Annotated in this window: 10 protein-coding genes; 4 read left to right on the plus strand and 6 right to left on the minus strand. The window is 72.0% G+C overall.

Features of this window, described 5'->3' with window-relative positions; all coding sequences use genetic code 11:
• Window positions 1-77 precede the first annotated feature (77 nt).
• The 5 genes from ABZ721_RS37820 to ABZ721_RS37840 form a co-directional block, all read right to left on the minus strand.
• Window positions 78-452 (minus strand): hypothetical protein, encoded by a 375-nt coding sequence (locus ABZ721_RS37820; protein WP_358793354.1) that lies wholly within the window; start codon window positions 450-452, stop codon window positions 78-80.
• Between the two features lie 67 nt (window positions 453-519).
• A complete protein-coding gene (locus tag ABZ721_RS37825; protein WP_358793355.1) occupies window positions 520-954 on the minus strand; it encodes a roadblock/LC7 domain-containing protein in 435 nt (144 codons plus the stop codon).
• A gap of 37 nt (window positions 955-991) precedes the next feature.
• The gene (locus ABZ721_RS37830) at window positions 992-1,756 is read right to left on the minus strand and encodes a transcriptional regulator (protein ID WP_358793356.1); all 765 of its coding nucleotides are present in this window, start codon (window positions 1,754-1,756) and stop codon (window positions 992-994) included.
• The gene (locus ABZ721_RS37835; protein ID WP_358793357.1) at window positions 1,753-2,148 is read right to left on the minus strand and encodes a hypothetical protein; all 396 of its coding nucleotides are present in this window, start codon (window positions 2,146-2,148) and stop codon (window positions 1,753-1,755) included. The genes ABZ721_RS37830 and ABZ721_RS37835 overlap by 4 nt, the downstream gene beginning before the upstream one ends.
• A gap of 346 nt (window positions 2,149-2,494) precedes the next feature.
• Window positions 2,495-4,504 (minus strand): beta-galactosidase, encoded by a 2,010-nt coding sequence (locus tag ABZ721_RS37840; protein ID WP_358793358.1) that lies wholly within the window; start codon window positions 4,502-4,504, stop codon window positions 2,495-2,497.
• Window positions 4,505-4,679: 175 nt separating this feature from the next.
• On the opposite strand from ABZ721_RS37840, the gene ABZ721_RS37845 reads away from it, so the two are divergent.
• From ABZ721_RS37845 to ABZ721_RS37860, 4 genes are read left to right on the plus strand one after another with little or no spacing between them, the layout of a single operon-like run.
• Window positions 4,680-5,981, plus strand: a complete 1,302-nt coding sequence (locus tag ABZ721_RS37845; RefSeq protein ID WP_358793359.1) for an extracellular solute-binding protein — start codon at window positions 4,680-4,682, stop codon at window positions 5,979-5,981.
• A gap of 2 nt (window positions 5,982-5,983) precedes the next feature.
• On the plus strand, window positions 5,984-6,946 hold the full coding sequence (locus ABZ721_RS37850) for a sugar ABC transporter permease (RefSeq protein WP_358793360.1): 963 nt from the start codon (window positions 5,984-5,986) through the stop codon (window positions 6,944-6,946).
• On the plus strand, window positions 6,943-7,866 hold the full coding sequence (locus tag ABZ721_RS37855; protein WP_358793361.1) for a carbohydrate ABC transporter permease: 924 nt from the start codon (window positions 6,943-6,945) through the stop codon (window positions 7,864-7,866). The genes ABZ721_RS37850 and ABZ721_RS37855 overlap by 4 nt, the downstream gene beginning before the upstream one ends.
• A gap of 33 nt (window positions 7,867-7,899) precedes the next feature.
• Complete coding sequence (locus ABZ721_RS37860) at window positions 7,900-8,922, plus strand: LacI family DNA-binding transcriptional regulator (protein ID WP_358793362.1); 1,023 nt, start codon at window positions 7,900-7,902, stop codon at window positions 8,920-8,922.
• Between the two features lie 54 nt (window positions 8,923-8,976).
• Here the strand turns inward: ABZ721_RS37860 and ABZ721_RS37865 are convergent, their stop codons facing one another.
• Window positions 8,977-10,095 (minus strand): pectinesterase family protein, encoded by a 1,119-nt coding sequence (locus ABZ721_RS37865; protein ID WP_358793363.1) that lies wholly within the window; start codon window positions 10,093-10,095, stop codon window positions 8,977-8,979.
• Window positions 10,096-10,185 lie beyond the last annotated feature (90 nt).

Genomic DNA, 10,185 nt, shown 5'->3' on the forward strand with positions numbered 1-10,185 from the left:
CGGTGGGCGCTCCCGCCCCACCGCCCGGCGCGCGGGGGCGGCCCCCGCCGGCCCCCCGCCGCGCGGTGGGCGGGCTGTCAGACCTCCAGATCCGCTTCGATCCGCTTGAGCTGATGCCGGGCCATCGCCAGGTTGGCCCGTCCCTTGTCCAGCGCCAGATAGAGGAAGAGGCCGTTCTTGCCCCGCCCCTTGATCAGGCGGATCAGGTGGTACTGGCCGCCGAGGGTGATGAGGATGTCCTCGATGTCGTCCTTGAGACCGAGCATCTCCATGGTGCGCACCTTGGCGCGCACCACATCGGTGTTCCCCGCGGCCGCGACCGTCAGGTCGAGGTCCTTGCCACCGCCCAGCGTGCCCAGGGCCATGCCGCTGGTGTAGTCGACGAGCGCGACGCCCAGCGTGCCCTCGATCGATGTGGTGGCTTCCTTGAGGGAGGTCTCGATGTTCGTCATGAGCGGGTACTTCCTTCCGGTCTGTGCGAGGTGGTGCGGTCGGTGGTGCGTCGGATCGGTGGGGTGGTCAAGGGGTCTCGGGTCGGAGCAGGGCCCCGGCGGTGAGTTCGGCGATGCGCGCGCTGCACCGGCGGGCCTCCAGGTGGAGCCTGCCCACGTTGGCGTCCGTCCCCGCCCACGCGGTCAGCACGACGGACACCCCCGCCGCGTAGGTCGCGACATAGCCCTGCTCGCCCCGGACCAGCAGTTCCCGGAACGCGCCCCGGTCGGTGCCGTCCGCCAGGCGCAGGGCGACCGAGAGCACGGCCGCACTGAGCGCCGCGACGGTCTCGGACTCCGGGGTGGGAAAGTCCTGGGCCACCACCAGACCGTCGGTACTCGCCGCGAGGACTCCGGTGAGATGCGGAACGCGGGCGCGTAACCTGCGGAGTTCTTCCAGGACATCGGCCTCCGTCGCCATCAGCTGTCTCCTTTCGGCGCGCTGTCTCAGTGCGCGTCTCATGACGGCGATGCCGGTGCCTCATGGGGGGTCCGGAAGATCACAGGGTTGCCTCCAATGCGTCACGCAGTCGGCGCAGCAGGGATACGTCGGGGTCCGCGGACAGGTCAGCGACCCAGGCGGGTATGGGGGAAGGTCCGGCCGCCGTGGACCGCCGGGGGGTGCGCACATGCCCGGCGGCGGCCAGCCGGCGCACGTCGACGAGGGTGTGGAAGGCGGGACGGCCCAGCAGCCGGGCCATCGTGAACGGGGTCCGTACGCCGTCCGCGAGGTCCAGGACTGCACGCTGCCGCCGGGTGATCCCGGCGCTGTCGGCCGCCTCGTGGCGGACGACGGGCGCGCTGTCCACCTCGGGGTGCGGCCAGAGCTGGTCGAGCAGTTCCTGCCGGCGCCGGGTCTCGCGCTCGACGGCCTCGGCGGGCAGCGGACGCACGGGGCCGAACCAGTGGGTGGCGCCGTAGCGGAAGCGGGTCGGGCCGGTCCTGGGGGCGAGCGCGAAGAAGGCGGCGTCGAAGACCGCCCCGAGGTGGCAGATCTCCAGCTCCCCGTCGGTGAGCAGCTTGCTCTCCACCAGGCTGCGGCCGACCCGGCAGTGGGCGCCCGCCCGGTCGATCGTCTCCTGCCACTCGGTGGCGGAGAGCCGGCGGCGGGCCAGCAGCAGGACGTCGACGCCGGGGGCGGCGGGGCTCTCGGCGTGGACGACCTTGCCGTCGAGCAGGTAGACCGTGCCGGTCTCCCGCAGCAGCGCTCCGGTGGCCCGGTCTCCGGCCATCCGGACCAGCATCGAGGGATTCAGCGCTCTCATCCGAGCACCAGGCGCTCGGCCAGGCTCTGCAGCCGGAGCCGGGCCAGGGCGAGGTTGCCCTCGTCCCGGTCGAGCCACAGGTGGAAGAAGACGCTGCTCTCGAAGGTGGTGTCGACGAAGCAGAGCAGGTGGTAGCTGGTGGGGGTGGTGACGAGGACGTCCTCGACGGACGGCCCTTTGGCGCTGCCGTCGTCCCCGGGGGGCGCGAAGGCGGTGTGCTCGGCGGCCATGCGGGCCAGTTCGGCCGTCTCGACCGCGGTGGTCTCGTGATCGCCCGTGGGGGACTCGCCGAGAGTGCCGAGCGCCAGCCCCGTGGTCCACTCGACGATGGCGGCGCCGCGCGCACCGGGCAGGCCCATCGCTTCGAGTAAGCACTCATCGATTCCGGGCACGCCAATGACTCCTCGGTTCGCGGCAGTTGACGACTCAACCGCACTGCGGTGACCGAGACACTACGCACAGCGATGCGCCGGATGCGGACGTAATATGATTTCCGGCGAAACCACGGAGCGTTGGGCTATGCTCCGCCCTTGCCAGACGCATAGTCGTCCACACCCCGGCGCATCGACGCCTGCAGCGGGATCAGCGGTGGGCGAACCACTTCGCCGCGGGCAGAATCCGGTCGCCGTAGTCGAACAGGGCCTGGTTCTCCCCCCCCCGTTGCCCGACGTGGCGTCGGCCGGGTCCCAGCCGTTGCCGCCCACCGCGGTCCAGGTCGGTTCCCAGGGTCCTGCCGCCTCAGCCGTCGAGCCGCACCACGCGGACCGCGCCCGCCGGAACGGCGAGCAGGCCCGCGGCGCGCTCGCCGGTGAGGAGTTCGGTGCCGACGGATTCCAACGGGATCTTGGTCTCCGTGCCGGTGTGGTTGATCACGAAGAGGTACGCGCCGTGCTCACCGGTGCGCCGCACCACCTCGACGTCGCGCGGCAGCTCGTCGCGCGGGCCGATCCCGGCGTCGGCCGACGCGGCGGCCAGCACCGCGTCCAGCGCCTCCGCCCCGAGCCGGGCGGAGACGTACCAGGCGGTGCCCGCGCCCAGCACGTGGCGGGTGACGGCCGGGTGCCCGGCGGCCGGGCCGTCGGCGTAGGACCACACGGGCTCGGCGCCGCGCGGGACGACGAACTCCGTCCAGACGTCGGCCTCCAGCTCGGCCCGGCCGTCCGCCGCCAGCCGCACCCGCTCCCCGGCGAGCAGCGGCGCGTGCTCCTCCACCGTCAGCCCCAGGACGTCGCGCAGCGCGCCCGGGTGGGCGCCGGGATGCACGCTGTCGTGCTCGTCGACGATGCCGGAGAAGTACGACACGACCAGGGTGCCGCCGCCCTCGACATAGGCGCGCAGGTTGTCGCCCGCGCGCTCGGTGGCGAGGTACAGGGCGGGGACCACGACCAGGGGGTAGCCGGACAGGTCCGCCTCGGGGTGCGCGAAGTCGAGCGTCAGGTGGCGGTCGTAGAGCGCTTCGTAGAAGGTGTCGGCGCGCTCCCGCGCGTCGTGGTCCTCGGTGGGGCGCCATTCCAGTTTCTGCGCCCACCAGGACTGCCAGTCCCACACCATCGCGGCGTCCGCGACGGTCCGGGTGCCGGCGATCTCGGCGAGTGCGGCCAGGTCGGCGCCGAGTGCCACGACCTCGCGCCAGATCCGGCTGTCGGTGCCGGCGTGCGGCAGCATCGCGGAGTGGAACTTCTCGGCGCCGGACCGGGACTGCCGCCACTGGAAGAACATCGCGCCCTCCGAGCCGCGGGCGACGTGGGCCAGGCTGTTGCGGGCCATCTCGCCGGGGCGCTTGGCGGGGTTGCGCCGCTGCCAGCTGACGCCGCTGGTGGAGTGCTCCATCAGCAGCCAGGGCGCGCCGCCGGCGACCGAGCGGGTGAGGTCGGCGGCCATGGCGAGGTTGACTTGGGTGCGCCGGCCGTCGGTCATCAGGTAGTGGTCGTTGCTGACCACGTCGGCCTCGCGCCCCCACGCCCAGTAGTCCATGGAGTCGCACTGGCTCAGGGCGGTCATGAAGTTGGTCGTGACGGGGACGCCGGGGGCCAGCCGGTGCAGGAGGTCACGCTCGGCGGTGAAGTTGGCGCGGACCGTCTCGTCGGAGAAGCGCGCGTAGTCGAGCTGCTGGGCGGGGTTGGCGACGGTGGGTGTCAGCCGGGGGGCGTCGATGTGCGCCCAGTCGCCGTAGCGCTGGCCCCAGAACGCCGTGCCCCACGCGGCGTTCAGCGCCTGCAGCGTGCTGTAGCGGGCGCGCAGCCAGTGCCGGAAGTCCTCGGCGGAGGTCGCGCAGTAGCAGGCGGAGACCGGGACGCCGTACTCGTTGTGGACGTGCCACAGCGCGAGCGCGGGGTGCTGCCCGTAGCGCCGGGCGAGCTGCTCGGTGATCCCGGCGGCGGCGCGGCGGTAGTGCGGCGAGCTGTGGCAGATCGCGCCGCGCGAGCCGAAGCCGTAGCGCACGCCCTCTCGGGACACGGGCAGTGCCTCGGGGTGGGCGGCGTAGAACCAGGCGGGCGGCGCGACGGTCGGGGTGCCGAGGTCGGCGCGGATGCCGTTCGCGTGCAGCAGGTCCAGGAGCCGGTCGAGCCAGCCGAAGTCGTACTCGCCCGGCGCGGGCTCCAGCAGGGCCCAGGAGAAGATCCCGACGCTGACCATGCTCACCCCGGCCTCGCGCATCAGCCGGACGTCCTCCTGCCAGACCTCCTCCGGCCACTGCTCGGGGTTGTAGTCGCCGCCGTACAGCAAGCCACGGACGCGAGGCAGCATGTGAACTCCTGGATCATTTTGGGAACGTGCACAGTCGCTCATTCAGCGACCCGGCCTAGATAACCGCATGGAAACAACCATTGACAAGTGTCCTAGAGGTTTCTCTACTGTGAACGCTCACAGTGCATGGAGGCAGCCGTACCGATGCGGCCGCCCTTGTCAGGGAAGCGAGCCCATGCGTACCTCACTCATTGCCAAGGTCATGGCCGGCGCGGTCGGCGCGGCCCTCCTCGCGGGCTGCGGCAGCAGCTCGGACAGCGCGGGCCAGGCGCAGGACACCGGGCCGGTCAGCCTCACCTACTGGGCCTGGGCGCCCGGCCTGGACAAGGTCGTCGACATCTGGAACCAGCAGCACCCGGAGATCAAGGTCACGGTGAAGAAGCAGGCGTCGGGCGACGACCTGGTCACCAAGATCATCACGGCCGCGAAGGCCCACAAGTCCCCCGACCTGGTGCAGGCCGAGTTCCAGGCGCTGCCCACCCTGGTCAGCAACGACGTGCTCGCGGACATCTCGAAGCAGGCCGGCGACACGAAGAAGGACTTCGCGGACGGCGTGTGGCAGCAGGCCACCCTCGGCTCGGACGCGCTGTACGCGATCCCGCAGGACACCGGGCCGCTGATGTTCTACTACCGCCAGGACCTGTTCCGGCAGTACGGCCTGACCGTCCCCACGACCTGGGACGAGTTCGCCGCGACCGCCAGGGCGCTGAAGCAGAAGGACGCCGGGAAGTCCCTGACCACCTTCTCCAGCGGCGACCCCGGCCTGTTCGCGGGCCTGGCCCAGCAGGCCGGCGCCAAGTGGTGGACGACCAGCGGTGAGAAGTGGAACGTGGGCATCGACGACGCCGCCTCGAAGAAGGTCGCCGACTTCTGGGGCGGCCTGGTCAAGGAAGGGGCCGTCGACAACCAGCCGATGTACACCCCGGCGTGGAACAAGGCCCTCAACACCGGCACCCAGATCGCCTGGGTCAGCGCCGTCTGGGCGCCGGGCGTCCTGACCTCCGCGGCCCCCGACACCAAGGGCAAGTGGGCCATGGCCCCGCTGCCGCAGTGGACCAAGGGCGCGAGCACGACCGGCAGCTGGGGCGGCTCGACCACCGGCGTCACCAACGACTCGCAGCACAAGGACGCCGCCGCGAAGTTCGCCAAGTGGCTCAACACCGACCCGGTGGCGGTCGCCGCCCTGGTGAAGGAGGGCGGCATCTACCCCGCCGCCACCGCCGCCCAGACCGGCACCGCCCTGGCCAAGGCCCCCGACTTCTTCGCCAACCAGCCGGACTTCTACACCACCGCCGCCGGCATCGCGAAGAGCACCGCCCCCGGCGCCTGGGGCCCTGACGTCAACGTCGCCTACAGCGCCTTCAAGGACGCCTTCGGCAAGGCCGCCCAGAACAAGTCGCCGTTCGGCGCCGCCCTGGACACCATGCAGAAAACCACGGTCGCCGACATGACGAAGCAAGGTTTCAAGGTCTCCTGAACATGACCCCTCACCGACCGGCCCCCACGAAGGCCACCCCCGCGCGCGCGGCACGTGTGCGCAGCGCGGGGCCCCGCATCGCGCCGTACGGGTTCCTCGTCCCCGCGGCCGTCCTGTTCGCGCTGATCTTCGCCCTGCCCATCGGCTACGCGGTCTTCCTGAGCCTGCACAAGGTGGAGGTCAGCGGCCTCGGCCTGGGCAGGAACGCCCGCCACGAGGTGTGGGCGGGCCTGTCGAACTACACCGGCGTCCTGCACGACGGCGAGCTGCTCGACGGCACCCTGCGCATCGCCGGCTACGGGGCGATCGTGGTCCCGGCCATGCTCGGGCTCGCGCTCGTGTTCGCGCTGATGCTCGACGCCCAGCGGACCCGGCTGCGCGGCTTCACCCGGCTGGCGATCTTCCTGCCGTACGCGGTTCCCGGCGTCGTCGCCGCGCTGCTGTGGGGCTTCCTGTACCTGCCCACGGTCAGCCCGTTCCACTTCCTGCTCGGCAAGGCGGGGCTGCCCGCACCCGATCTCCTGACCGGCGGCGCGATGTTCGGCTCCCTCGCCAACATCGCGGTCTGGGGCGGCACCGGCTTCAACATGATCGTGATCTACACGTCGCTGCGCGCGATCCCCGTGGAGATCTACGAGGCCGCCCGCATCGACGGCTGCTCGGAGCTGCAGATCGCCCTGCGCATCAAGATCCCGACGGTGGCGCCCGCGCTCGTCTTGACCTTCTTCTTCTCCGTCATCGCCACCCTGCAGGTCTTCAGCGAACCGACCACCCTCAAGCCGCTGACCAACTCCATCTCCACCACCTGGAGCCCGCTGATGAAGGTCTACCAGGACGCGTTCGTCCGCGGGGACATCTACTCGGCGGCCGCGACCTCCGTGGTCATCGCCGTGGTGACCCTCGTCCTGTCCTTCGGCTTCCTCAAGGCCGCCAACTCCCGCACCACCCAGGGAGCCTCACGATGAGCACCACCACCGCCCCCGGCGGCCGCAGCACCGTGCCCGCCGCCGGGACCACGCCCGGCGCCGCCCAGGGCCCGCCGCCGAGCCGGCGCTCGCGCCGCCCCGGCCTGATCCCCACCGTCGTCCTGCTGGCCGGCGCCGGGTACTGCCTGCTGCCGGTCGCCTGGGTCCTGATCGCGTCGACCAAGAGCAGCCGCGAGCTGTTCTCGACCTTCACCTTCCTGCCCGGCACCGGATTCACCGAGAACGTCGCCGAGCTGTCGGCCTACCGCGACGGCGTGTACTGGCAGTGGATGCTCAACTCCCTGTTCTACGCGGGCGTGGGCGCGCTGCTGTCCACGGCGGTCTCCGCACTCAGCGGCTACGCGCTGGCCAAGTACCGCTTCCGGGGCCGCGAGTCGATCTTCAACGTCCTGCTGACCGGGGTGCTGATGCCGCCGGTCATCCTCGCCATCCCGCAGTACCTGCTGATGGCCAAGGCCGGGCTCGCCGACAGCTACACCTCGGTGCTGCTGCCGAGCATCCTGTCGCCCTACGGCATCTACCTCGCGCGGATCTACGCCGCCGCCGCCGTCCCGGACGACGTGATCGAGGCGGCCCGGATGGACGGGGCGCGCGAGTGGGGGATCTTCACCCGCATCGCGCTGCCGGTGATGGTGCCGGGCCTGGTGACGGTCTTCCTGTTCCAGTTCGTGGCCGTGTGGAACAACTTCCTGCTGCCCTACATCATGCTCGGCGACGACGAGAAGTTCCCGGTGACCCTGGGCCTGTACACCCTGCTGCAGCAGGGCGCCTCCGCCCCCGCCCTGTACACCCTGGTGATCACCGGCGCGCTGCTGGCGATCGTCCCGCTGATCGCACTGTTCCTCGTCATTCAGCGGTTCTGGAGCCTGGATCTGCTCTCCGGCGCCGTAAAGTCCTGACCAGCACTGCACCTTCGCGAAGGACATGTCCGCATGAGCCGTACAGACCGGCGCCGCCCCCCGACGATCCACGACGTGGCCCACGAGGCGGGAGTCTCCCGCGGCACGGTCTCGCGGGTGCTCAACGGCGGGATCAACGTCAGCCCGGCGGCACTCGAGGCGGTCAACGCGGCGATCCGCAAGACCGGATACGTCGTCAACCGGCACGCCCGCAGCCTGATCACGGGCCGCTCCGACTCGGTCGGGTTCCTGCTCACCGAGCCGCAGGAGAAGTTCTTCGAGGACCCGAACTTCAACGTGCTGCTGCGCGGCTGCACGCAGGCCCTCGCCGCGAACGACATCCCGCTGCTGCTGATGATCGCGGGCACCGAGTCCGAGCGGCGGAGGATAACGCGGTACATCACGGCGGGGCACGTGGACGGGGTCCTGCTCGTCTCCAGCCACTCCGGCAACCCGATGGCCGAGCGGCTGCAGCAGGCGGGCATCCCGCTGGTGGCCTGCGGCAAGCCGCTCGGCAACACGTCGAAGGTCAGCTACGTGGCCGCCGACGACCGCGACGGCGCCCAGGAGATGGTCCGCCACCTCCACCGCTCCGGGCGGCGCCGCATCGCGACGGTCACCGGACCGCTCGACACCCCGGGCGGGGTGGACCGGCTGGCCGGCTACCGCGAGGTGCTCGCCGAGGTGGGGCTGCCCGCGGACGAACGGCTCGTCGCCGAGGGCGACTACAGCCGGGCGAGCGGTGAGGCGGCGATGGACCGGCTGCTGGAGCAGGCCCCGGACCTCGACGCGGTCTTCGTCGCCTCCGACCTGATGGCGCAGGGCGCCCTCAACGCCCTGGAGCGGGCCGGTCGCCGCGTGCCGCAGGACGTCGCCGTCGGCGGGTTCGACGACTCCCCCGCCGCACTGGGCACGCGCCCCCCGCTGACCACCGTCCGCCAGCCGTGGGACCGGATCAGCTCGGAGATGGTGCGGGTGCTGCTCTCCCGCATCTCCGGCGAGGACCCCTCCACCGTCATCCTGCCGACCGAACTCGTCGTCCGGTCCTCCGCCTGACGGCGGCAGCCGAAGACGGAGCCGCTGACCCGACCGCCTCCACCGGCGGGCGGGTCAGCGGCGTTCGCGCCACGGGGCCCAGTCGCCGCACCACGCCGCCGGGGTCTGCGCGGCCGCCTCACCGGCGGTCAACTGCGGGCGGTTGGCCGGAATCAGGATCGCCGCTCCCGGCCCGGAGTTGCGGTACTCGCGGAAGCGCTGGCTCTGCCAGGGGTACGACGCCGACATGTTCGCGTACGGCTCGGCGGCGTTGACGCCGGGCCCGAGCAGGCTGTCGCGGACGGTCAGCATGGGGACGGCGGTGGTGTCCGAGCTGGGCACCCAGGGGCGCGCCAGCCGGTAGTACCCGTCCGGGGCCGCGCTGCTGATCCGCGAGCGGACGACCAGGTAGCCGTACGGGGTGGAGACGGCGGTGCTGGGCGCGAAGACGAAGCCGTACGGGGCGGAGGCAAGGTCGGTGCGGTTCAGCGTGCGGAAGTGGCAGGTGTCGAACACGGCGGTGGCGCGCCCGAAGACGAAGTCGACGTCGCCCTCGACGTAGCAGCGGTGGAAGTACTGCCGGGCCACGGCGGCCCTGGCGGGAGTGTCGGCGTACAGGGTGTCCTGGTGGCCGAGGAACCGGCAGTCGTGGAAGGCCGCGCGGTCGCCCGTGGTCTTGAGCGCGACGGCCTGGGTGCCGGTGATCTCCGGGTGGTCCGCGCGCAGCCAGTCGTTGGCGAACGTGACGTCACGGGCGGTGAAGCCGTCGGCCTGGACCGTGGTGGTGGCGGAGCCGGACGTGCCGTAGGTGCCCGAGCCGTCGGGCTTCGGCGTCCCGTTGGCGTGGTCGAGGACGATGACGGTGTCGCGGGCGGCACCGGTCGCGCCGAGCAGCGTGAGGCCGGTCTTGGCGGCGGGCACGGTGACCGTCTCGCGGTAGACCGCCGCGGCGAGCACGAGCGTCCACGGCCCGGCGGGCGCGTCCGGGGTGGCGGACACGGCGGCCTGCACGGTGGTGTGGTCGCCGCGGCCCTGCGGGTCGACGTACAGGGTGCGCGCGTCGCGGCGCCGGGCGGGCGAGCCGTAGCGGCCGAACGGCCGCGCGGGGTGGGGCGCGGGACGGGTGAAGCCGGTGACGGTACCGGCGGCCGCGGCCGCGGCGCCCAGGACGGCGGCTCTGCGGGTCAGGGACATGGGGCCACTCCTTGGCTGGTGGGAGGGGACCGGGCGGGGCGGGGGGGCCCGGGCCCCCCGGCCGGGGGGCGGCCGCGACAAACGCCCGGG

The sequence above is a fragment of the Streptomyces sp. NPDC006733 genome, assembly GCF_040636125.1.
GTDB lineage: Bacteria > Actinomycetota > Actinomycetes > Streptomycetales > Streptomycetaceae > Actinacidiphila.